The sequence below is a fragment of the Dyadobacter sp. CY261 genome, from assembly GCF_021440085.1.
In the GTDB taxonomy this organism is placed as follows: domain Bacteria; phylum Bacteroidota; class Bacteroidia; order Cytophagales; family Spirosomataceae; genus Dyadobacter.
In genome coordinates this window covers 467,980-492,177 of record NZ_JAKCPW010000005.1, presented here as the reverse complement: position 1 = coordinate 492,177, position 24,198 = coordinate 467,980, and the positions used below count along the sequence as shown (strand labels likewise).

22 protein-coding genes and 1 tRNA gene are annotated in these 24,198 nt (G+C 46.4%); 12 read left to right on the top strand and 11 right to left on the bottom strand.

All coding sequences use genetic code 11. The annotated features are described in order from the left end of the window. Positions 1-19: 19 nt before the first annotated feature. The 4 genes from nuoL to asnS form a co-directional block, all read right to left on the bottom strand. Positions 20-1,972 (bottom strand): NADH-quinone oxidoreductase subunit L, encoded by a 1,953-nt coding sequence (gene nuoL / locus LZD49_RS17140; protein WP_234668791.1) that lies wholly within the window; start codon positions 1,970-1,972, stop codon positions 20-22. A gap of 62 nt (positions 1,973-2,034) precedes the next feature. Then, positions 2,035-3,246, bottom strand: a complete 1,212-nt coding sequence (locus tag LZD49_RS17135; RefSeq protein WP_234668790.1) for a serine hydrolase — start codon at positions 3,244-3,246, stop codon at positions 2,035-2,037. Between the two features lie 96 nt (positions 3,247-3,342). Next, on the bottom strand, positions 3,343-4,476 hold the full coding sequence (locus LZD49_RS17130; protein WP_234668789.1) for a T9SS type A sorting domain-containing protein: 1,134 nt from the start codon (positions 4,474-4,476) through the stop codon (positions 3,343-3,345). 81 nt (positions 4,477-4,557) lie between these two features. After that, positions 4,558-5,994 carry an asparagine--tRNA ligase gene (gene asnS, locus LZD49_RS17125; RefSeq protein WP_234668788.1) on the bottom strand — a complete coding sequence of 479 codons (1,437 nt, stop codon included), beginning with the start codon at positions 5,992-5,994 and terminating at the stop codon, positions 4,558-4,560. Positions 5,995-6,186: 192 nt separating this feature from the next. On the opposite strand from asnS, the gene LZD49_RS17120 reads away from it, so the two are divergent. The 4 genes from LZD49_RS17120 to LZD49_RS17105 all read left to right on the top strand — a co-directional run bounded on the left by LZD49_RS17120 (position 6,187) and on the right by LZD49_RS17105 (position 9,384). Then, positions 6,187-6,825 carry a hypothetical protein gene (locus LZD49_RS17120; protein WP_234668787.1) on the top strand — a complete coding sequence of 213 codons (639 nt, stop codon included), beginning with the start codon at positions 6,187-6,189 and terminating at the stop codon, positions 6,823-6,825. Positions 6,826-6,843: 18 nt separating this feature from the next. Continuing rightward, on the top strand, positions 6,844-7,623 hold the full coding sequence (locus tag LZD49_RS17115) for an enoyl-CoA hydratase/isomerase family protein (protein WP_234668786.1): 780 nt from the start codon (positions 6,844-6,846) through the stop codon (positions 7,621-7,623). 89 nt (positions 7,624-7,712) lie between these two features. After that, positions 7,713-7,786, top strand: a tRNA-Arg gene (locus LZD49_RS17110). A 380-nt stretch (positions 7,787-8,166) separates the two neighbouring features. Next, positions 8,167-9,384 carry a site-specific integrase gene (locus LZD49_RS17105; RefSeq protein ID WP_234668785.1) on the top strand — a complete coding sequence of 406 codons (1,218 nt, stop codon included), beginning with the start codon at positions 8,167-8,169 and terminating at the stop codon, positions 9,382-9,384. Between the two features lie 226 nt (positions 9,385-9,610). Here the strand turns inward: LZD49_RS17105 and LZD49_RS17100 are convergent, their stop codons facing one another. Further along, positions 9,611-10,807, bottom strand: a complete 1,197-nt coding sequence (locus LZD49_RS17100) for an AbiH family protein (protein WP_234668784.1) — start codon at positions 10,805-10,807, stop codon at positions 9,611-9,613. A gap of 954 nt (positions 10,808-11,761) precedes the next feature. Here LZD49_RS17100 and LZD49_RS17095 point away from each other — a divergent pair. From LZD49_RS17095 to LZD49_RS17085, 4 genes are all read left to right on the top strand, one after another. Then, on the top strand, positions 11,762-13,174 hold the full coding sequence (locus tag LZD49_RS17095; protein WP_234668783.1) for a PKD domain-containing protein: 1,413 nt from the start codon (positions 11,762-11,764) through the stop codon (positions 13,172-13,174). 643 nt (positions 13,175-13,817) lie between these two features. Then, the gene (locus LZD49_RS36085) at positions 13,818-14,279 is read left to right on the top strand and encodes a hypothetical protein (RefSeq protein WP_409021331.1); all 462 of its coding nucleotides are present in this window, start codon (positions 13,818-13,820) and stop codon (positions 14,277-14,279) included. Between the two features lie 114 nt (positions 14,280-14,393). Next, positions 14,394-16,253 (top strand): M12 family metallo-peptidase, encoded by a 1,860-nt coding sequence (locus tag LZD49_RS17090; protein ID WP_234668782.1) that lies wholly within the window; start codon positions 14,394-14,396, stop codon positions 16,251-16,253. Next, positions 16,250-16,900, top strand: a complete 651-nt coding sequence (locus tag LZD49_RS17085) for a hypothetical protein (protein WP_234668781.1) — start codon at positions 16,250-16,252, stop codon at positions 16,898-16,900. The genes LZD49_RS17090 and LZD49_RS17085 overlap by 4 nt, the downstream gene beginning before the upstream one ends. 196 nt (positions 16,901-17,096) lie before the next feature. Here the strand turns inward: LZD49_RS17085 and LZD49_RS17080 are convergent, their stop codons facing one another. From LZD49_RS17080 to LZD49_RS17055, 6 genes are all read right to left on the bottom strand, one after another. Then, positions 17,097-17,306 (bottom strand): helix-turn-helix transcriptional regulator, encoded by a 210-nt coding sequence (locus tag LZD49_RS17080; RefSeq protein WP_234668780.1) that lies wholly within the window; start codon positions 17,304-17,306, stop codon positions 17,097-17,099. Between the two features lie 124 nt (positions 17,307-17,430). Continuing rightward, on the bottom strand, positions 17,431-17,913 hold the full coding sequence (locus tag LZD49_RS17075) for a tol-pal system YbgF family protein (protein WP_234668779.1): 483 nt from the start codon (positions 17,911-17,913) through the stop codon (positions 17,431-17,433). A gap of 81 nt (positions 17,914-17,994) precedes the next feature. Further along, positions 17,995-19,335 carry a hypothetical protein gene (locus LZD49_RS17070; RefSeq protein WP_234668778.1) on the bottom strand — a complete coding sequence of 447 codons (1,341 nt, stop codon included), beginning with the start codon at positions 19,333-19,335 and terminating at the stop codon, positions 17,995-17,997. Between the two features lie 202 nt (positions 19,336-19,537). After that, positions 19,538-19,936 carry a DoxX family protein gene (locus tag LZD49_RS17065; protein ID WP_234668777.1) on the bottom strand — a complete coding sequence of 133 codons (399 nt, stop codon included), beginning with the start codon at positions 19,934-19,936 and terminating at the stop codon, positions 19,538-19,540. Positions 19,937-19,967: 31 nt separating this feature from the next. Continuing rightward, positions 19,968-20,393, bottom strand: coding sequence for a helix-turn-helix transcriptional regulator (locus tag LZD49_RS17060; RefSeq protein ID WP_234668776.1), 426 nt, complete (start codon positions 20,391-20,393; stop codon positions 19,968-19,970). 83 nt (positions 20,394-20,476) lie between these two features. After that, positions 20,477-21,373: an AraC family transcriptional regulator gene (locus LZD49_RS17055; protein WP_234668775.1), complete on the bottom strand. Its 897-nt coding sequence runs from the start codon at positions 21,371-21,373 to the stop codon at positions 20,477-20,479. 163 nt (positions 21,374-21,536) lie between these two features. Here LZD49_RS17055 and LZD49_RS17050 point away from each other — a divergent pair, with 163 nt between their 5' ends. The 4 genes from LZD49_RS17050 to LZD49_RS17035 are packed head-to-tail and all read left to right on the top strand — an operon-like array spanning position 21,537 to position 24,194. After that, entirely contained in the window at positions 21,537-22,040 is a 504-nt protein-coding gene (locus LZD49_RS17050) for a cupin domain-containing protein (protein WP_234668774.1), read from the top strand. A 12-nt stretch (positions 22,041-22,052) separates the two neighbouring features. Further along, positions 22,053-23,108: a carboxymuconolactone decarboxylase family protein gene (locus LZD49_RS17045; RefSeq protein ID WP_234668773.1), complete on the top strand. Its 1,056-nt coding sequence runs from the start codon at positions 22,053-22,055 to the stop codon at positions 23,106-23,108. Further along, a complete protein-coding gene (locus tag LZD49_RS17040; RefSeq protein WP_234668772.1) occupies positions 23,108-23,614 on the top strand; it encodes a cyclophilin-like fold protein in 507 nt (168 codons plus the stop codon). The genes LZD49_RS17045 and LZD49_RS17040 overlap by 1 nt, the downstream gene beginning before the upstream one ends. Positions 23,615-23,624: 10 nt before the next feature. Beyond that, entirely contained in the window at positions 23,625-24,194 is a 570-nt protein-coding gene (locus tag LZD49_RS17035; protein WP_234668771.1) for a sugar O-acetyltransferase, read from the top strand. Positions 24,195-24,198: the final 4 nt, after the last annotated feature.

Sequence of the window (24,198 nt, the reverse complement as noted above, 5' to 3'; positions counted from 1 at the left end):
TTAAACCGGCCAGGCTGCATTACATCGCTACCAGCCACAATATCAATAAAAAGACGCCCATTACCGTCACGATGTAGTACGATTGTATCCGGCCGCTCTGCATGTTCCGCGCGGCTTGTCCGGCCGAACGGATCGAGAAAACGGTCAGGTGTACCAGCCCGTCGACAAACATTCTGTCGAACCAGGCAATGAAATGTCCGAACACCAGGCTGCCTTTTGCAACCAGGTCGACCAATGCGTCGACGATATTTTTTTCGAAGGCTTTCAGGTACTTCGTGATAATGTCAAAAGGGATGATGAAGTATTGCTCATTAGAATAGCCACGAAGCCAGTTCCACGGACTTTGATCAGGCTCACTGACGGGAATCGGGTCGTTGACGTTAAATGGGTTTCCGATTGATGTCTGGCGGTAAGCGAGGAAAATAGAAATGAATGTAACGGCGCTTGCTACGAACGGCACCCAAACCAGATGTCCGCCATGTTCCTGCCCGACCCAATTCAAAAACCATCCTTCCGCATTAAATGGATTGAACGAGAACCAGAAGAATAGAGATAATGCGGAAAGCAACGCCATCGGCAGCCACATCGCCACCGGGGACTCATGGGGGTGTACGAACGCAGGAAAGCGTTTTTCTCCAAAAAATACCAGCCACACCTGTCGCGTCATATAAAATGCTGTTAATCCGGCTGATAAAATGACCAATACCGGAAATAAGTAGCCTAACGGGCCATTTTCCGCAGCCCAGAGGAAACCTTCTGTAATAATCGCGTCTTTGGAAAGAAAACCTGAGAAAAATGGCAACCCTGCCAGCGCAGCGGCACAGATTGAAAAGCAAATGAATGTAATAGGTAATGCCTTGCGTAAACCACCCATCGTGCGCATATCCTGCGGGTTGAAGCCGGCATCTTCGTCGGGTGGTGTGACGGCGTGGATCACCGAACCGGCAGAAAGGAATAGTCCGGCTTTAAAGAATGCGTGTGTTGCCAAATGGAACAATGCAGTTTGCCAGCTTCCAAAACCAACGGCCATCACCATCAAGCCTAACTGAGACATCGTGGAATAGGCCAGTACCTTTTTAATATCCCAACCTTTTAGTGCTTTCAGAGCCCCGGTAACCATTGTAATGGCCCCGATAACGAGTATTACAAGCCTCGCGTCGACTGTAAGCAGGAAGGATATTCTTGCTAAAAGGAAAATGCCCGCCGCCACCATCGTCGCTGCGTGAATTAGTGCGGAAACCGGCGTGGGACCTTCCATGGCATCAGGTAACCAGCCTGAGAGCGGGAATTGGGCCGACTTACCGACACAACCTCCGAAGAGGCAGATGCCGATGGCCGTCAGAATGCCGGAAGGGATTGTGCCGATTTCGAGCGAAAGCACTTCAAAGTCCGTAGAGCCAATATAGTAGAAGAGCATTAAAATGCCTGTCAGAAAGGCCGCATCGCCAATACGGTTAAGCACAAAAGCCTTTTGCGCGGCCCAAACAGGCCGTTTTTTTGTATACCAAAAACCGATGAGCAGGTAAGAGGAGAGCCCAACCAGTTCCCAGAAAATGTACATTACGATGAGGCTTCCTGCCATCACAATGCCCAACATTGAAAAAAGGAAAAGCTGGATGAATGCAAAATAGCGGTTCACATTCCGGTCGTCGTGCATGTAGGCTGTGGAGTACAGTTGCACGAGCAATGCGACGAAGTGCACGATGACGAGCATCATGGTGGACAGCGTGTCGAAGCGGAACGAAAGTTCTATGACGTGGCTGCCAATGGTCAGCCAATCAAAACGGATAATGTGTTCAGTACCAGGATCAGCGAAAGTGAGACTTACTAAAAGCCCGGCGGCAGTTGCCAGTGTCCCGATCCAGCCTGCTAATTTATTCAGACTTTTTCCACCCAGCCATAGCACCAAAAAGCACAAAAACGGCAAGCCCAATAGCAGATAAGCAGGTAAATGGTATGCAATATCGGGCATGAGGCGGGGAATGCGTTTGATTTCGGCAAATATCCTGAATTCGCGGCCGAATTCAAATAATGCTAGATGTCTTTCTCAATATCGTCGATTTTCCCTGAACCGTGGACTACTTCCAGCAGCTCCCGCAGATCATACGTCGACCTGTTATACGTATTGCCCAGGACGATGATCACCGCGTCGTCTTCGGGGCACACCCATAGCATGGTGTTATAACCTTTCCACCAACCTCCATGGTAGATAAATCGCGGTGTATGGTCTTGCTTAATGTGCATCCGGAAGCCATAGCCATAATTTCGGATGCCGTCGCGCTCGAAGCTTCGTGGTTTGAATGCTTCGTTGAGCATTTTCTTTTCTAATATCAGGCCTTTGGTAAGACCATTGTAAAAGCGATAAATGTCGGTGGTCGTCGAAAAAAGGCCTTTATCTCCAACCACATCGTCGTAATAGTCTTTTTCCAGCCTGCGGCCGTATTGGTGGCCGGCGGTGCGGTTTTTCGTCGCAGCAATGGTTGTGTCGGTGAGCAGATATGTGTTTTGCATGCCTAGCGGCGTGAAAATCTCACTGTTCAGGTATTTGCCAAATGAATCGCCCGTCACTTTTTCGACGATCGCGGCCAGCACGCAGTAGTTGGTGTTACAGTAATTGAACGATCTTCCCGGACGGTTATAAGGCTGCGGAGTAGGGACGGCTTTGGCATACCAGTCCAGAATATCCAGATTATCGGGATATTTTCTGCCGTGACGAACGCTGTCGTTAAATGAATAAATATAATTCGGCAACCCGCTGCGGTGGCTCAGCAGCATATCGACTTTTACGCCATGGTAAGGGAAATCGGGAAAAAAGCGTTGCACAGAATCATCAAGCGCAACCCGGCCTTCCTGGATCAGCTTTAAAACCGCAACGGCCGTGAATGGCTTGGACAGTGATGCCAGCTGAAAACGCGAGTCTGCAGTTAACGTGTCTTTCTCCTTCACGTGCGCAAAACCGAAGGAGTTTTGGTAAAGTATTTGACCTTTCTGGACTATCAGGACATTGCCGTTGAAGCCCGCTTTTCTTTTCCTCCTGAAAATGTCCTCGATCTTAGCGATTTTCGCTGCCATTTCGGCATCAGGATTCTTCACCGGTACGGGATCAAGGTTGGCGACTGATTTGTCCGACACGGCCAGGTCGGGGGAATCGGTCTTGCTTTTTCTGACTAATCCCCACGATATCAACAAAATAACCAGAACGGCAGCTGCCGTCCACCACACTTTCGGCTGCACTTTTTTCAACATAGGCTTTTGGCCTTTAATAATCAGAACGTTGCTTTGCTAACGACACGTCACCAGCATTTTTTATAATTTACCATTACAAATTAAGCGCAGAATGGCTTATGGAACTAATACTTTCAGATGTTCTTTGCGACCATTCCGGATATAACTTACAAAATAAATGCCTGAGGCAAGCGGACGGAGAGGAATGAGGCGAATGTGTCCGCCAGCATCGTCTTCCCTGTTAAACAGGACTGGCGCACCGGACGCAGTGTGCAATTCAAACGTCACATTGCCCGCATATGGTGCCAGAATGTCGATACTACGGGGTGATGCAGGATTGGGAGCCATGCGTATTTCGAGAAGGTGCGGAACGTTCGAAACCGAAATGGGCTTCGAGATTGTAAATGCCCCGTCTTGATCGACGAACTTTAATCTGTAATAGTTATTTCCGGGCAATGGGGCACGGTCGATGGAGGAGTAGGAAGTCCGGCCGGTAGTTTCGGCGGATGCCGCGACCGAATCTATCACGGTAAATGACTTCGCATCGCTGGCGCGTTCGATCACAAATTGTTTGCTGTTCTTTTCCCAGGCTGTTTCCCAATTCAATGCAATCTGCCCGTTTTCGGCACTTCCCTTAAAATAAGTCAGATCGACCGGTAGGATAATGGCCTGCACATCGCCGTTGACGGATATTTCATCAAACCACAATGTACCGTAAATGTCCACCGGGTTGTAGGCATAAATGCGTAATGTGAAGGTGTTGCTGGAAAGATCAATGTAGCTGACGGGGATCGAGTAGCTGTTGAAAACGCCATTGTTACTGATCACAAATGCATTAAGATCGGCAGCAAACCCATCCATGCTCGTCCGCACTTTGACGCCGTTTGGTCCATTGGGCGAGCGGCGGAGGCGGAAGCCAATGGAGGTAATGTTGTATTTCAATGAACTGGCCGAAAACGTGAACTCCATGTAGCGCGAAGGCGAAAAGATCGTCGGCCAGGGCCTGATAATGTAACCGGCCACAATGGCCCCGCCGGTACTGTAAACTGTCGGCAACGTAAATGTGTTGGCACCACCTGCAAGGACAGCGCTGGAAGGGGAGAAATTGATGTGACTGGAAACGCCGGCCTGGGTGTAATCCATCGTCCATTTTACAGAGAACGGGTCCTGCGCATTAGCCCTGAAAACAAAAAGCAGTACCGCGACAATGGCCGCAGTACTGCCTGATAAAAGTTGACTGTTACTTTTCATGTGCGTGTTGTTTGAAGTAAAACTTACACTATCTGCTTTACTCTTTACGTAAAGCCATGAAAAAGGTAACAGCTTGTAGAATTAGAATTCTGCGCTTTTTGGATAACGCGGGAATGGGATCACGTCGCGGATGTTGCCCATGCCGGTCACAAACTGCACGAGGCGCTCGAAGCCCAGTCCGAAGCCCGAATGCGGCGCCGTTCCAAACTTGCGGGTATCGAGGTACCACCACAGGTTTTCAGGATCGATACCGATTTCTTTCACGCGGCCGAGCAGTTTCTCGTAATTTTCTTCACGCTGGCTGCCGCCGATGATCTCGCCGATGCCGGGAAAAAGAACGTCCATCGCACGTACCGTTTTGCCATCCTCATCGAGTTTCATATAGAATGATTTGATCTCGCGCGGATAGTTGGTGAGGATCACCGGTTTTTTGAAATGCTTTTCTACCAGGTAACGCTCGTGCTCGCTCGACAAATCGATGCCCCAGCCCACCGGGAATTGGAATTTGCCTTCTTTTTGCGGCTTCGATTTCAAAAGGATCTCGATCGCTTCGGTATAAGTCAAACGCTCGAACGGATTGTCGACTACAAAGCTCAGTTTTTCCAGCAATGGTAATGAACGCTCGTTCTGCGGTTTATTCTTTTCTTCTTCTGTCAGACGATTTTGAAGGAAATTCAAATCGTCCTTGCAGTTGGTCAAAGCATAGGAAATCACGCTTTTGACAAAATCCTCTGCCAAATCCATATTGTCTTCCAGTTCGAAAAACGCCATTTCCGGCTCAATCATCCAGAATTCCGCGAGGTGGCGCGTGGTGTTGGAGTTTTCGGCGCGGAATGTCGGCCCGAATGTATAGATCTTAGAGAGCGCCATCGCTCCCAGCTCGCCTTCCAACTGGCCGGAAACCGTCAGGTTCGCTTCACGTCCGAAAAAGTCTTCTTTATAGTTAATTGCGCCTTCCTCCGTGCGGGGCAGGTTGTTCAAATCGAGCGTGGTTACCCGGAACATTTCGCCGGCACCTTCTGCATCCGAAGCGGTAATGACCGGCGTATGCAGGTAGAAAAAGCCCTTATCATTGAAATACTGATGCACTGCAAATGCCAATGCGTGGCGAATGCGAAGGATCGCGCTAAACGTGTTTGTCCGCGGACGCAGGTGGGCGATCTCGCGCAGGAATTCCAGCGAATGCTTTTTTGGCTGCAAGGGATATTGCTCCGGATCAGCCGTGCCATACACTTCGATATCCGCGATTTTCACTTCCACCGCCTGCCCCGACCCTTGTGATTCAACGAGCTCTCCGGTTACTTTCAGGCACGACCCGGTGGTTACTGTCAACAGCAATTCGGCAGCAAACTGACCGGGTTCAGCCACTGCCTGGATATTGTGTATGGTTGAGCCGTCATTCAACGCGACGAAAATCGCATTTTTGCTTTCTCTTTTTGTTCTTACCCAGCCCTTTACGACAACCGATTGGTTTTCAGGCGCAGTTTGTAAAATTTCTTTGATTTGCAACGGTCCCATTTTGATCAATTCAATCTTTAAATGAATGCCGGATAAATGCCCGGTTTTTTACGAATGAGGCGCAAAATTACAAATTCGGTCACGAAAACCTATTGTAGACAGGCAACTTACTTTTCTGTGAAGCGCAATGATTGTACAGTCTGGTTTTCAGCTTAATTTTGTCCTCATCATCCTGATTAAAAACCTGCTGTTTTGAATAACCGAATTGCTATCCTATTATCGGTGGTCTTCCACCCGCTGATACTCACGACGTACCTGTTTGCACTACTCTTTCTCCTCGCGCCCGACCTTGTGGGCGTAAGCGCATTCGAACTGCCTGCGCTGGGTAGCTTGCTGTTGTTGCTTTGGCTTAACACCTTCATAGCACCCGCGATCATGATGTTTTATTTTAAAAAGACAGGTGTGATTACGTCGCTATATGTGGAAGATGCCGCTGAGCGCCGTTTGCCATATTTCTCCTGTATTGTGATTTATGCGCTCGCTACCTATGTGTTTGGCTGGAAACTGGAACCAATCAGTGAGCTGGCGCCGCAGATTTCGGTGATTCTGGCCAGCGTAACCCTTTCACTGATACTGGTTACGATGATCAGCAATTTCTGGAAGATCAGCGCCCATGCTACCGGTATCGGCGGGGCGATCGGCATGTTGTCCGGACTGATGGTCCGTTTTGATGAATTGGCACTGCTGACACCATTGCTGCTAACCATACTCATCAGCGGCTGGATCATGAGCGCACGACTGCAATTGAACGCCCATACGCCCGGGCAGATCATCGCCGGTATTTTTTGTGGGCTGCTCGTCAGTAGCGGCACGGTTTATTTTTTCTTTTGATACAAAACACTTCGCAACATGTATCAACACCTCATATTCGAAAAAAGCGACGGTGTCGCAAGGATCACCCTAAACCGTCCTGATGTGTACCACGCGCTGAGCCCTGCGCTCATCGCTGAGATCACGATGGCCGTCCAAACCGCTGGCGACGACAATTCAGTCCGCGCGGTGCTACTCACTGCTACGGGCGACAAAGCATTCTGTTCCGGCGCCGACTTGAAAGAGGCCGCTGCATCCGGCAAAAGTGCCGGTGAAATCCTGCGGGACTATTACGAACCCATGATCAACGCCATCCGGGACATCCCGAAACCCGTAGTATGCCGCATGAATGGCCTCGCTGTAGGGGCCGGTTGCTCACTCGCGTTAGCCTGCGATGTCGTCATCGCTTCCGAAGACGCCTACATGAGCCTCCTCTTCGTGCAAATAGGCCTCATGCCCGACGCCGGGGCCACATTCATGCTGCCCCGCCTCATCGGTATCGCCCGAAGCTTCGAGCTCGCCTCCACCGGCAGACGTATATACCCAGTCGAAGCGCAGGAAATAGGCCTTATCGCAAAAGCAGTAACACCGGAGCACCTCGACAAAGAGACCGAAAGGCTCATTACCCACTACCGCCATGCTCCAACCCAGGCCGTCGGGGCGATGAAGCATGCATTCAACCAATCGATGCATTCCAACCTCCCGCAAATGCTGGAAAGAGAGCGGGAAAGTCAGGAAACGCTGTTCGGGACCAAGGACGCAGCGGAAGGGATTGCTGCATTTTTAGAAAAGAGAAAGCCTGATTTTCAGGGTAATTAGCAGATTTTGCGAAAAATTTTCTTAAATTTATCTACGGACATTTGCGACTGCGGAATTCATCGCCTACATTTGCAGTCCAATTCGGAAACGGTTGCGTAGCTCAATTGGATAGAGCACCTGACTACGGATCAGGAGGTTTGGGGTTCGAATCCCTACGTGACCACGAATTAAGGCGCCTTTCACAAGATTGGCGCTTTTTTATTAGATTTCATCTGAGTGGTCCGCCACCGCGGTACGGATCAGGAGGTTTGGGCCGGGCCGCCGGGCGGTTCGAATCCCTACGTGACCACTTAGTTCAATACTAAAAAGCATCAAAAGGCCTGTAAATCAATGATTTACGGGCCTTTTTGTTTGTCAAAAAACGCCAAAAAATACAGGTTTTCGCAGTGTTTTGGTGAGCATTTGGTGAGCAGGCAAAAGGGGCCAAAAAAGGTGCTCACCAGAATCGCTGTAAATGGCTGTCTCATACCTGTTTACGGCATAAACATCTTGATTTTTGGGTGGTTGCAGTCGTAGTTTTATCAACCATTAAAACAGATTGCTATGTTGACAAACAGGTTCTCGATGCTTTTTTATCTTAAGAAGAGAAGCAACTATGTATCCGGCCCGCTACCGATTTACATTCGGGTTTCGATTGGAAGTGAAAGGTTTGAGCTGGCTACAAAGCGGGAGTGCGAGCCGGAAAAGTGGAATGCGGCTGCGGGCAGGAAAAACGGGACGCGGGAAGACACCCGGTTGCTTAATGCCTACCTTGATACCTTCCAGGCAAAAGTTTATGAAGCGCACCGGCAATTAATGTCCACAGGTAATGAGATTACCATTGAGGCCTTGAAAGCATCGGTCACTGGTGTTGCGGAAAAGAAGATCATGTTCCTAGAACAGTTCGCCAAACATAATGCGCGGCTTGTCGAATTGAAAGGCACCGACTATGCACATGGCACCATCTTGCGGTACAATACTTCGTACCAGCACACCAAGGAATATATCAAATGGAAATTCAAGTTAGGGGACATTGAGATTGAAAAACTGAGTTACGAATTCATCACAGACTTTGAATTCTGGCTTAAGACCCAAAAGAAATGCGGGCATAACACCACCATGCGCTATTTAGGCTACTGCAAGAAAATTGTTCTAGGTCTGATTAAAACGGGATTATTGCCCAGAGATCCATTCTTTGGATACAAGGTGCACAAGAAAGAAACGAACCGTGCAGCACTTACAGAAAAGGAACTTAAAGTGATAGCTAATAAGAAATTCCCATCTTCCCGGTTGTCACAAGTGCGGGATATTTTCCTTTTCAGCTGCTACACCGGGCTATCCTATGTGGATGTGCAAAAACCCACCCGTTCGGAAATTACGATCGGGCAGGATGGCGAGCAGTGGCTGATCATCAACCGGCAGAAAACAGATTCTCAATCCAGGGTATTACTCCTGCCAGTGCCTTTACAGATTATCGCTAAATACGAGCATGAGCCGCAATGTGAAATTAGTGGCAAGCTACTGCCTGTATCGAGCAATCAGAAAATGAATGCTTATCTAAAAGAGATAGCTGCGGTTTGCGGCATCGACCGGAATATTTCATTCCACATTGCACGGCACACATTTGCGACTACGGTTACGCTCTCAAATGGTGTTCCAATGGAGAGCGTGTCCAAAATGCTAGGGCATTCCAATATTCGGACGACGCAGATTTACGCTAAAATCGTGGATCGGAAGATAAGCGAGGATATGAGATCACTGAGGGAGAAATTGTCCAAATGATTTTTCTTGGAAGTCAGGGCATAAGTAAGTCACACAAAGTAAAAAGTGACGGGGTTTATCCCCTTGGCTGCAAATCCATGAGGCGGTTTAAGGAGCGGCGAGAGCCGGGGGCGCCTAGCCGCGGTAAATAGCCGATGGATTTGCGGTCGTCACTTTTTGCTTTGTATTTTTCGTTGCGCTGATTTGCAAATAGGTCGAATTATGATATGAGATATGGATGTAATACCTATCCACGAATAGTGCTAGTTTGATCGACTACTCTCCTGCGCATGAGCTGTTTATCCTTGAAGCAACGGTAGATGTTCATATAAATTGACGTGTCGCTCAGGTCGTATAAATAAGGCTGGATTGAAATACAGTTTTCATGTTCAAATAGCGCATTCAAAAGTGTTCGATCTGTATTGGAACAAGAGTGACCGTAAATAACAATATCAAAGTGACCTGCATCCGCGAAATCAATGACTTCTCTGTAGTATGGGCTACGAGTATACAGAACTGATTTGATGTGTTTTAAGAATTCATCACCTGACCTTTCAAGAATCGCCTGACTCTCGTCGAGTTCATCACCGTAACCAAATATTAGCGAGTCAGAGCTGCCATCATCTAGGTCGCCATGTATGTACCTCAATGAGGTCGTAATCCTATTACTACTATTATAATCTAAGTTGCAATTGTCTATCGCATTAAAATTTTCCGATTTGAATAGATAGTTTTGTATTGTCGCAGTATAGTTGAAACTGAGGAATAATACGTTTTCCAAATTGTCAGGCTCTTCGTGGTGATTGATAATTGAAATTTCTCCATATCTAGGAACATGCTTGCTATCCATCCTCGATTTTCTTATTGGTTTGCTTAGCAACTTTGATAGAATTTTTTTATCTAATGTTTTAGGGATAGTTATCTGGTCCTTCAAATATCTGTATAAGAGTTCAACTATCTGCTTGAGGTCATCATTTAAGTTTTTGGCAGTATAATTTTTTGGGATGATTCCGTTTGCGCTATTAGGTTTGCCTTGCATAATTCTTGTGAGGACATCTTTATAGTCATTTTCAAATCCTCCCCATGTGGTACTGCTTGAACTTGTAAAAACATAGCCAAGCAGTAGATTTCTAAAAGACACCTGTGCATTGCACACATCGTTGCCATTGTATCTAATAGAAACTCGCGCACATAGTTCTTCCCAAGATTTTATTACTTCTTCATTATGTTTAAAAGCAAAAAATTGAGGCTCGGTGCCATTAATAAGTATAGCTTCCGCAGATGTGAAATAAAAAAGTGGATGCAATTTGGAAATTTGTTCATGGCTACAAGCATTTACAAAGTCAACAAATTCATTACGAAGATATTTAATGAAGTCGCGATAACCAGTCAAAAGTCCATGTGCTATATCAAAGCCGTTACCTAAAATCACGATTCTATTCATGCCGGAGTTGTAGTTAAGGACGAAGGAAGATGGTTCAAAGATAAATCTCTTAGGTTCAACAAAGGTTATGAAGCAGTCGCAGCTAATAAGAAATTTCTAGATAGGATGATCAACGAACCTCAAAGTCCTAACGGCCAGCTCTTCTGCTTCTTACATTATTCAACTGATGCGACTTATATTCTCCATCTTTAAGACTTTTGCTGATGAAGAGCAAAATAATCCTAGATGCATCGCTCGGCAATCACCTTCGCACTATACTGCTTACCTAACGCACTTCCATGGAAAAAGAATTCGTGCGGTAATCAATGTAAGTTTCTGGCATGTGGTGTGGCCGCGTTTGGCTTTCAGATTGGCGTACTCATTGGGCGTTAACCGGAAGATTACAAGCTTTGTCGTGTTCGATTTTTCTTCTTTCATCACGATCCTATTTACACTTTCAAATATTAAAAACTCCTTCACAAACCTGGACCGACTTTGGAGGGGAAGGCCAGATCGGGTGCGCAGCAACCGGCGATTGTATTACAATCGTACATCTGGCCAGACGGGCAAAGCAGGCGGCTCGAATCGGTTGAAGGTCTTGGAAACTTGGCGGTCGAGTCGATTTGTGAAACTAGTTTATAGAGATGAGATTTACCTATCCTAGGTAAATTTGCCTTAGGATTGAAAGGTTTGATGGTTGTCGATAGGCTGTTTGGAGAAAGTCGAGTTTGGTCGAAAAGAGTTGAAAGTGACCAAACCTTTCAAAAAGTTATTTAGAACGAAGATGAATTTTCCCATTTGAATTTCGCGCCTAATTCAACTAAGCTCGGGCCGACGTCCGCGTGGGTGCGGACTACTACCATATAATAGTAAGCATGAAACCGGACGTTCGCGCGAGCTTTCTGAAAGAAAACGTGTTTTGCGGTGACTACTAGTTTCCGTAATTTTGATTTACTTAAAACACCTCATCTCTATATGCGTTATATTAAGGTTGTTCTGCTTCTTGCAATGGTCATTTCATCCTGTAAAAAAGACAAGCAAGTCCCGGTACCCGCCGAAGAAAAAATATCGGTTTGTTTTACTCTTTCACCGGTTGAGGACTTTGCAATCGACTCACTGATCACTTTTACAAACTGCTCTGACTCGGTTGGTGTAGCCTACGAATGGAATTTTGGAGACGGTAACACGAACAGCGGCCGGCATACAACACATGCCTACACCGAACCAGGCGAATACGAAGTCAAACTGGCTGTATCCAGGCCAGGAACAACACCGGTCGTACTTAACAAAAAGATCGTGGTACGGATCAAAGAGCGTTATGTTGATCTGCTTTCGATTACCAAGCCAACAGATTTTGCAGAGGCAAGAGATGGTTCGATTTACGTGATGGGCAACACAAACGATAAAACGGACGCGAAGCTGTATCTATCCAAATTCGATAAAAACCTGAGACTAAGATGGACAAAATACTGGTCAGATAGTCATAGTACCGTCTATCGCAAAATCGACGTCGCGCCAGATGGAGGGCTTTTAATGGCTGGAAGTTGGGATGAATATGATTATCGGGGGCCACTATGTATTATGAAAACCGATAGTACCGGAAATGTTGAATGGACGAAATCGTACCCGCTGGACATGGGTGTATCAATTGATATACGGAGTTCTTCGGACGGAGGAATTATCATTATTGCTGAAGAGGAAGGCGACCTGGAAGGTTATGGCATTAAAATAGGTTTTACTTCCATGATCAAACTAAATGCAGACGGCACCCTTTCGTGGAGAAAAGTTTTCAACAAGGAGCGCTTTTTTGGCGCCGGAAATATTCTTCCATTGCCCGACGGATACCAGTTTGCAGCATCAGGCACTAGTTTGAATGGCTGCGCTAACTGCTATGACTCTCTGGTTGTCTTAAAAACTGATTTCTCAGGCAAGCTCATACTTCGTAAATCCCGACTTCGTGCACCAATGAGCGCTGTTGGCGGCACCTATATGGCAGCGACTGAAAACTATATATTTACCAATGGCCCTGGCCCAGCATTCACATTGCTCGATGCCACCGGCAAGTTTTCAAATGAATTTCCAATACCTTCGGACCATTCAAATTGGGTAAGCAGTACTTCTACCGGACACTTTGTTACGGGGTCAGGATTTACACATTGGAATGGCTTACTGCTAACGCTTTTTGATGAAACAGGCGTCATGAAATGGACTAAACGTCTGGGAAGGCGTAACAAAACGTGTTTCCCAGAACGTGGATTCGGCACCTTCGCTTCTCAGTTGAAAGACAACTCAATTTTATTCGTTGGCACGAGCTACAAAGATTGCCCCAATGAGCAGGAAAGCTCCATGTATCTTGTCAAGGTAAATGAGAACGGCGATATTTTGTAGCTGAAATTTTAATAGAGTGTCGCCCCAACACCAGCTTGCGACGTTCGTGACAATCGAACCCCAAATTGATTTCCAAACAAAAATTCATCAAATCATTGTCGATAAGCAAATTATATCTTAATTTAATTCATCGATTGCACCAATCCCAAAATCAGGTGAGCAGCCGGTGAGCAGCCCTTCTGAGCTACATTTACGCATTGAAAATCAATAAGTTATAACGTAGATTCGAATCCCTACGTGACCACGAATTAAGGCGCCTTTCACAAGATTGGCGCTTTTTTTATTAGATTTCATCTGAGTGGTCCGCCACCGCGGTACGGATCAGGAGGTTTGGGCCGGGCCGCCGGGCGGTTCGAATCCCTACGTGACCACTTAGTTCAATACTAAAAGTATCAAAAGGCCTGTAAATCAACGATTTGCAGGCCTTTTTTCTTTGGTCGAAAGTGCCGAAATATGCATGTTTTGCCAAAATTCTGGTGAGCATCTAGTGAGCAGCAGTTTTGATAAAAAAGTGCCCACCAGAATGCCTGTAACTCACTTGATTTTAGCATGTTCAGGTGATTTCAGCATGTTCAGGCATTAAACATCTCGATTTTCTGACGGTCGCAATCCTAGTTTTATCATCCATTAAAATCAGATTGCTATGTTCACAAACAGTTTCTCTGTGCTCTTTTACCTGAAAAGAAGGAGCAATTATGTTTCAGGAGACCTCCCCATTTACCTACGGATAACCGCCAGTGGCCATCGCATCGAATTAGCAACAAAGAGGACCTGCGAGCCCGAAAAGTGGAATTCTGCGGCAGGCCGCAAAAGCGGAACCAAAGAGAATACACGGTCCGACCAAAAGTGCGGCCATAATACGACAATGCGGTATATAGCCTATTGTAAGAAGATTGTATTAAGCTTAATAAAACTCGGACTCTTACAAAAGGACCCTTTCTTCGGCTTCAAAATTCGAAGGAAGGAAGTGAATCGCGCTGCACTCACAGAGAGAGAACTGAAAACTATCGGGTCGAAGAAGTTTCCGTCAGCGCGCCTCACCCAGGTACGAGACATTTTTCTGTTTAGTTGCTATACCTGTTTGTTGTACGGGATCTTTCCATGATTTATCTAAAAATTTATGTAAATAATTAAATCTCAAGCAACCGTTTGTTACTTATTTGTGTCTGGTTGTTACTTCACATCTTAACAATTCAATCGAGACAAACTTATGCGACACATGTACCAATTTCGCTTCCCAAAACACCAGGAGATCCTGAGGTCAGGTGGATGGATGACTTACATAATTATGGCATGCCTGCTTTTTGCCTTTCAAAATGCGATCGGTCAGCAGGCGAACTCTACCACGTCTTTGTTTTCCCTGGCTTCACAAGATGATTTGTCGAAAATTTCACAGCAAAGGGCTGGCAAAATTCAGCAAATGGAGCGAACAGGATTGTACAAGCAGGTTTTGCCGGTAAAGATCGGAGACCTCGCCAAAATCCAGAAAAAAGGAGTGCTCACCTTTAATATTCCTGGGTCGTCTGAGGAACTAACCTATTATGCCCGCCAGGTCGATGTAGAGTCCGAGACGGAATTCAAATGGATGGGCGTTTCGAAGGATGAAGTTTCCACAGCCCTATTTATTTGCGAAAAGGGACAGTTGTTCGGTGCGTTCAGATTTAATAATCGTCATTTTCAAGTTTTCACTCTAGAAAACGGAATTTCCGTTCTGCAGGAAGACAGGAACGACCTGGAAGCGCACTGCGATGCCGACAAAGGCGGATTTGCCCTACCGGATGCGAAGGATCCGGCGCATAATGACCAAGACGAAAATGCGAGAATGGGCGTTTGCTCTGAGCCCATGCGGGTTTTCGTCGCATACACCGCAGCCGCGGCTAGCGCCGTAGCGAATATTGGCCAGACCATCACCTTATCTGTTCAGCAATACAATCAGACAATCGATAATTCAGGAGCCACGGAGCTTGCAAATAAAATTACGCTTGCCGGAACGCAGCTGGTGACTTTTTCCAGTAATAGCCCGGAGACGGCGGCAAGCGCAGGTGAGGCGGCTGCACGACTACGCGATAATGCAACGATCCAGAATCTCAGAAATCAATTTAATGCCGATTTAGTTATCGGTCTTATCGATGCAAACTTCGGTGGCACAGTCGGCTCAGTAATAACCATCCCGGCTGATAATACGAATTATTGCGCAGTCGTTCTGGCCACAGCTTCCAGCCACACCGCCAGTTACACATTTACCCATGAACTTGGGCATCTTGTCGGCGGTCGCCATGAAGGCGACACCAACCCGCCCGCTTATTCACACGGGTATAAGTTTGGTGCTAACCGGACGATGATGCATACGTTTGATATCCTGAGCAATCGCATCATGTATTTTTCCAACCCATATATTCAAATCGCCGGGACACCCATTGGCACACCGGGTACCAACCACGTTGCACGCGTTATCTCGGAAACAAGTTGGAAAGTGGTCAACTTCCGTCCTTCGGTGGGAACTCCTTTTCACGCCACGATCGACGGCCCCAGCGGAATCGGCAGCTCCGGCAATTACCGTTGGGAACTTCTTTACTTCTGCCGGAACATCGTATCCACTACATGGCAGTACAGTTTCGATGGCTTCACCTATAACACGTATTGGGGAGGCGGGGATATGATGGATTACTACGTAAACGAAAGCCAGAATGGCTCGCTGTTTCTGAGATGCGTGATCATAACTGATCAGGCCCAAACCTATACCACTAGCAAAACGGTGAATGTCAACATTTGTCCGGGATGTCGGACTACCGAAACACCAGTCACACAATCAGAATCGGAAACTGCATTCTATTCTGTGTCTCCGAACCCTGCAAATAATAAAATCAAAATAAACTATTCAATAAGCCAGAAGTCCGACATTCACGTAGAGCTGTTCGATCTGTTGGGAAGGAGCCATATTTCTAAACCAGTGAAAGACGTTCCCTCAGGAAATCACACCGAACACATGGACATTAGCAAATTGACAAGCGGCTTATATATTTGCAGGTTAACCCACGGCGGAAAAACGATCAGCAAACCATTCGTAGTAACCAAATGAGCAAAAGCTTAGCAACGCGTTCTCTATTCTTTCTCCTTCTCACCCTTGGCCTAGCATGCAAGGATGGAAAGGAAAAAGCCTTTGACCCCTGGACCTATGACGGCGAATATCCGCAAAGTATGAACGGCGATAAAATCAAAACTTACATTCCGGAAATCCAGGGGGGAGAAATTGATGCCCGCTTCAACGGACATACATGGGACCATGCACCGTTTCTGGAGACGACAGCCCACATATGGAACCCTCCCAACTCCGTGAGCGATCAACAAGAAATCAGTATCAGCATTCAATCGCTTCTTACCCGCGCCCACATTGAGCCATGCATATTTGAAAGCTTCTACTTTCGAGTACCGTTAAAGATCGGACGCCTATCGCTGAATGAATACGCCAGCGGCATGCAGTACGAGTACAATGTTACTGATTTTACCAGCATGAACTGCGACGCGGGTAAAGATCACTACAAGCTGAACGCTGGCAAACAAAGCTGGGTCGAAATAACAAGCTACGATTCGACCACCCGTGAAATCCAGGCAACATTTGAGGTTAGTTACCAAATGGAGGACCGGAATTCCGACTTTGGACCTATTTATCCGGAGCATGTAAATATTCAGGGGAGAATTAAAACCGTGGCGAGTAAACGGAAGTGATACGATAATAGGCTCCGATTTAACTTCGGAGCCTATTCTGTCATCTTACGAAAACTCTTCCAACCTCATGCGGAAAAGCTTTGAAGCCTTTTTTAATAAGCAGTTATTCGCTCGACTTACCAAGCAACTTCAAATTCTGCAACTTCCTTCCCAGCTCGTCGTCTGCGGCTAGTTTTCGAAAATCTTCGTGCAGATTTTAAACCCTCAAAACTTTGAAGTATGCCCCGATAGAAACACTCGGATTACCTTTTTCAATGTGATACAGTGTGGTGCGGTCTATTCCTGCCCGTTCAGACACCTGAATGGTCGTAAGTTTCCGACGCTTGCGAGCCAGTTTTATGTTTTCGCAGAGTTGTTCCAGTATTTTCAGAAATCTAGGCAGAAGAACCAGCTTTTTGGTTGCCATAATGTTGATTATTATCAATAAAAATATCGAAAGTGTTGGTAACTGACAACGTTAGCAGTTGTGAACGAAGCATTTTGTCTCTGACAGATTATTCGATCGACCAGCCCCTTCTGCTCTAACACTGTCAACCATCCTTTCGGATCGCATCGATGAAATTCAGTGCAGCCTTTGCGAGATCGCTATCCGGATATTCTGCCAGCATTCGCTTGTAGTAAGAAATCGCTTTCTCACCTTCTCCAATTTGAGTGTAACTAAAGGCGATATTATTCAATGCCATTTCTCTGAATGAAATTTTCGAGGAGCTCAGAAGAATCAAATAGCGGTACTTATCAATCCAAGGGTAGCTATTTAAAAAATCATAGCTAGACTGAAACCCGGGGATTGCATTTCTGAACTCACCCGCTTTGAGAGATTTAACAGCTTGATTATGATCCTTCAACGCAAGGAACCGGAGCAAATTGGATATTACGAGATAAGTGCCTGCCCCGAAAATCACAAACTGATCAGTTCCCATTATATAATAGACCGCCGTTAAAAGGGCCATAAATCCTAGCTGGGGAATCAACGATACCCAGGCGATCTGCTGCTTTACGACAGGAAGGCTCATAAGTTTGAGAATGGATATTAGGAAGCCGTAAATTGTAAGAAATATCTGAAAACCCGGTCTGATGAAAGCCCGTATCTGTCTTTACTGGATGGTGACGATCTGGCCTAACTTCTCGCTGGTTTGCTTGGGATCTTTGAGATCATTACCGACAATCGCGTAGACTTCGTACCTGCCTTTGGGAACTGATGCCGGAATTGGAAATTGACTGAATGTGGGTCCCCAACAAAGTACGGTCTCCCGCGAACCGGTACTTGGCAAAATGTATTCCTGCCCTGTCCCCAAGTTCCTCATGCGAAGTGATACCGCGGTAGTTTCACTATCATACCGATAACGAATATCAGCAACGATATTCTCGCTTTTGTGAAGAACATTGGTCGATTCATAAAAATAACATACACCTGATTTCAGCAGCGACGGCCGGGATAGGATTCTCAGATGCGGTTGCGTTTCGGCTGCCATGAAATTAAAATTCGCGTAGGGCGGATACGGATAGGATAGCGGCTGGTATTCTTTTGAATCTATAAAAATCTTCGCGTGATAGTTACCGGGTTTGATGTTGTCGGGCATATTTAAAACCAGGGTATTAAAATCCTTTCTGACCAGTGCTATTTTAACGGCACTTGCAAAGTCATTTTCAAGTTGCAACTCATACGTATGGTTCGGGTCCAGATTGAATCCCGATAGCGTATACAAAGGACTCCCGGCCACGAAAAATCCGCCAACCTGATCAATTTCGGGTTTTCCATGCTTGACTTTAATTAGTCCGGGCCGATCCAGTACCTTACCTGCCCACTGGATTGTAACATCAAAAACATCCGCAGGAGTTGTTTTGGGAATGTCGATCCAAATCTTGTCACTTACCGATCCCTCGCTCACGAACATAGCAGACATTATCTCAAACACTTCACCTGAACGCTTGCTTTTCATGCTCACAATCGGGAAATAGTGAAAGTTACCCTTCTCGTCTACAAAGGGAATACTACCAATATTCTCGATAGGTATCTGGATATGCGTATCGTGCGTAATGGTTACCTCATATTGCGCTGTATCTCCTTTCACATCTAACGGAACCGCAGGAATAACACAGATCCCAAAGGATTGATCTCCATAATTTTCGCTACTAACGTCCAGGAAAAAGCCATTGGATTCATATCGGATACCTTTGCTGATATCAGTTTCAAGATTAAAGCCTTTATTCATTTTAATGGATGGCAATATTATTTTGCCGTGCGCATAATCCAGAGGCAACCTGATAAATATGATCCTATCGACGAAAGAAATATTTTCCTGGCTAACGCCTTCCACCTTAAACTCCTGGAATGCAAAGGAAGCATCCTGGATAGCTGGCTGCGGATCCGCCGACCTGTCTTTTTTACAGGAAAAAAGGGTTAGAAAAATGAATAGTAAGATCAGGTTTTTCATAGCTGGATTTCTTTGTTGCCTTACAATGGAATCGGTGGATATATTAGCGAATGGTCTGCTTGACCGAGACAGAATCTTTCGCATTCGGGAGCAATAATTGCTTATATATTTTCCGGTGGTTATTTACACTCAGACCGGCCCTTACCTTGATTTAATTTCCAAATATAACTTGTCGGTAGACGTGATACGAATGTGTTCGGGATCATTTCTTGCCGCCGTATTTATTCAGCTCAGCAGGAAACATAATCGTTAGCAATACGAATATCAGCAGGAAATTAAACTCGACTCCATTGCGCCCGCCGCCGACTACAAACCAGCCTTCTTTGAAATGTACCATTACAATACCTGCAAGCAGGATTAATATGGTAATGCCGCCTGCCCACCTGACATATTTTTGGAAAAGCAAGCAAATTGCGCACAATACATGAGATAGCTTTATGGCCCAGGCGATGGGCACTCCGGCCGGTGCAAACCCCACCTGATTCAAATAGAGGTTTCCAAAATCGTTGATGCCATTATCTAACATACCCGGCACGCTATGCGCCAGCAGGATCACGATAACCGCAAACCGTAGCAAAAATGTGCCGTTGATAACATGCATGGGTTTCCTTTGGTTAGTATTGTCATCAAGCCTACCTCCCCCCAATCAACCGCTCCAACCTTCCCATCATCTCATCCTTCTCCTTCAACATCCGCTCATAAAGCGCAATTTTCTCCTCGTGAAGCTGGATAATCTTTTCGACTGGATGAAAGTTGATGGTGCCTTTGTTGAAGGAGTTTTCAAAGGCCTTTTCGTGAAATGTATTTGAAATAATATTCACCGCCTGCTCCTCATCGAAATTCCGAATCGCCTCGGCCGGGATTTTTAGTATCGCTGCCACCTGCTCCAAAATGTCGGAATCGATCTTCTCCTTTTGTTCCAGGAGGGAGATTTTTTGCTGGTTCCAGTCGTCGCCGAGCTCAAACGCAAGTGCGTCTTGCTTAATCGATAACATCTCTCTGAAGCGTTTCAAATTGCGGCCTTCGTGGATCTTCGGGTTGGAGGTAGTGGGTGTCATAAAGCGCATTGTTTTGTTGAAGGGCAATTTATATAAATCCGTCGGAAAATTTCGGGGGGTTGGATGGAAGTTGCCGCGGAGATTTAATTCAGATGCCGGTACTCATTAGGCGTAACGCCTGTTTTTTGTTTGAAAAGCCTCGTGAAATGTTGCTGATACTTAAATCCAAGTTGATAAGCAATTTCACTCAGCGATTGATTGGCTTCGAACATCTTCACTTTCGCCTCATCAATTAACCTCGATTGAATGAAATCCAGCGCAGTGTGCCCGGTTTCTTTTTTGATTAAATCACCAAAATAATTGGGAGACAAATGCAGCTTTTCCGCGCAGTAAGCCACGCTGGGCAGGCCTGTTGTCTGCGATTTTCCTGATTTGAAATAATCGTTCAGCAACTCCTCGAAACGCATCAGAATGTCCTTATTGACATTGCTGCGGGTAATAAACTGCCGGTCATAAAACCGCATGCAATAGTTCAGAAACAGCTCGATATTGGAGACGATCAGCGTTTTGCTGTGCTTGTCGATATTCTGATCGATTTCGGCATTAATCTTTTCGAGACAATCGACAATCGTTTCTTTTTCTTTTTTGGACAAATGCAATGCTTCATTTACCTCGTAGGAAAAGAAGGAATAATCCTTGATCACCCGTCCCAAATGTGTTCCGGCGATCAGATCGGGGTGGAAAACCAGCGCATAACCCGAGGGTTTGGTGACTACTCCTTTGCTATCGATGCCGTAGACCTGTCCGGGCGAAATGAAAACCAGCGTGCCGTCTTCGTAATCGTAGGGCTGGCACCCGTAAGTGATGTCACCGCATTTGATATTCTTGAAAAAAACGGCATAGATGCCCATATAGCGCCGAAAGTGCTGCACCGTGGGTATCTCATTGAAATTGATGACGCTCACCAGCGGATGAAGCGTGTCCACGCCGATCCAGTTGTTGTATTGCTTTACCGTATCTATTCTTTCTACCTGTTCCATATTCCTGCATTTTCCAGACCAAATATAACACCACCGGCAAGCCCGATTCTATATGACAGGTGTAATCAGTAAAAGTGGTATATAAAACTGTAACCTGTATAAAACCGGTGTGAGCTGCTTGGGCGACCTTTGTCCTATTCAATGGCACAATAATCGTATGGCAATGATACATTTCAATCAATCAATTACTTACGTGCTGCTCGGGGCAATGCTTTCGACTGCGGCATATTCACAAACTAAAAATCAGGCAACCATGACACAAGTGGCCGACACACCTCTTTTTCCGAAAGGGAATCCGTTACCAGACAGTTATTTCACCGGAAGTGCGTTTCTGACGCCACTGATCGCGAAAGACAAAAACAACGATTTCATGATGGGCAGCGTGACTTTCGAGCCGGGAGCGCGCACTCACTGGCACACGCACCCGAGAGGGCAAGTTTTGATCGTAACAGAAGGAGCAGGTTTTTACCAGGAAAAAGGCAAACCAGCCCAGCCCATTCAAAAGGGCGACGTTGTCAACATCCCTGAAAATACAGAGCACTGGCACGGGGCGGCTGCAAAAACGAAAATGGTCCATATCGCGATCACTAACTACGAAGGAGAGACCAATGTAGTTTGGCTGAAACCGGTTTCGGAGGAAGATTACAATGTCGTTAATAGACAGTAAAAAACAATCAGCATGAGCCGGTTCAAACTTCTGTTACTGCTTATTTTCATTCTTAGCGCAACTGCCATGAAGGCACAAAATAAATCAGTCCAAAACCAGGCCTTAACCCCTCAGCAGCAAAGCATTTCCATCATTTCCGGATTGACTGCGACTGGCGATATGGAAGGCTTATCGACGCAGCTCAATGCAGGTTTGGATGCGGGACTGACGGTGGAGGAAACCAAGGAAATCCTGGTTCAGCTTTATGCTTACTGCGGTTTTCCAAGAAGCCTGAATGCGATCAGCACGTTGATGAATGTCGTTGAAAAGCGAAAGGCGAGCGGCAAGAATGACAACCAGGGAAAAGCAGCATTAACCCAAAAAAACCCTTCCAACAAATACGAGCAGGGCCGGAAAGTGCTGGAAACTTTGACCAAAACACCACAAACTAAACCAGCTCCCGGCTTCGGCGAATTTGCCCCCCGAATCGATGCATTCCTGAAAGAGCATTTGTTTGCCGACATTTTTGAAAGCGAAGTACTTACTTTCCACCAACGGGAAATTGTCACTATTTCTGCATTGACTGCTATGCCGGGCGTCACATCGCAATTGCAGGCTCACGTGAAAATGGGTACGAATACGGGCATCACCGAAAACCAGCTCGTCGAAATTGCAGACCTGATGGAGAAACACGTCAGCAAAACGCAGGCGAATACATTACGGACGATCATCTCGAAATCTTTGAGCCCCGTCATTGAAAAGGATATGATGGTGCGGATTTCGGAAATCGAGATCGTACCTGAGTTTCTGGCGGAATATAATGCCATTTTGAAAGAAGAATCCACATTGTCGGTCGAAAAGGAACCGGGCGTGGTGGCTATTTTTCCAATGTCTGTCAAAGAGCAGCCCCATCAGATCCGGATCGTAGAGATCTATGCCGACAGCGCCGCTTACCAGTCGCATTTGAAAACCCCGCATTTTCAGCATTATAAAACAACCACATTGGAAATGGTCAAAGCCTTAAAGCTCGTGGACATGAATTCGCTTGACCCGGACATGATGCTGGAAATTTTTAAAAAACTGAAATAATGAGAAACGCATTCAGACAGAAACAATACTGGATGACAATGGCGCTCGGTCTATTTTTCCTGGGTATCATGGCTTGTAAATCAGACGATAACATTCCCGCCGAAAATCTGGAAGAAAAGGTGGATGAAACCAGTACGCCGCCTGGGGATTCAACGGGTAACCGGTTAAGGATCAGGATTGGATCAACTACTTTTTCAGCAACGCTTTTGAATACTGCCACGGTAACGGCATTCAAAGCCAAGCTGCCAATGACGGTAAACATGAGCGAGCTGAACGGAAATGAGAAACTTTATAATTTCCCGTCCAACCTTCCTGCCAATGCTTCGAACCCCGGAACGATCCGTAACGGAGATCTGATGCTCTACGGCTCCAACGTGCTGGTATTGTTTTATAAGAGTTTCCCGACATCGTATTCCTACACCAGGCTTGGGCGCATTGATGATGCCGCGGGTCTTGCCGCAGCAGTGGGATCGGGTAATGTGACAGTGACGTTCGAATTGGAATAAAGAGAATATAATGAATGAAGAACAAGACCTATTCGCGCGGTTACAGGCCGGTGAACTGCTTCGAAAAGATGATCCTGAATACGGGAAGTTCGCGGAGGTAGTTTCCCGGACGATCCGGTTATGTGTGCAAATGAATGCCACCGCGACGGAATTGGACCAGGTACGAGCGCAACTCAGTGAAATCATTGGGAGTAAAATAGACGACTCAACTACCATATTCCCTCCGTTTTACACCAACTTCGGCCGATCGATCCGACTGGGCAAAAACGTGTTTATCAATCACGCGTGCTCGTTCCTGGACATTGGCGGGATAACGATCGAAGACGACGTACAAATCGGTCCGCGAGTGAACCTTACCTCCGAAAACCATCCACTCGACCCCGGCGACCGCACTACGCTCATCCCGAAACCGATTGTCATCCAACGAAATGCATGGATCGGCGCCGCGGCCACGATCCTTCCTGGTGTGACGGTGGGAGAAAATGCCATTGTCGCGGCCGGTGCGGTAGTCAGCCGTGACGTTCCTCCGAATACAGTCGTGGCCGGGATACCGGCAAAAGTTGTAAAAGAACAGGTTTAACTAT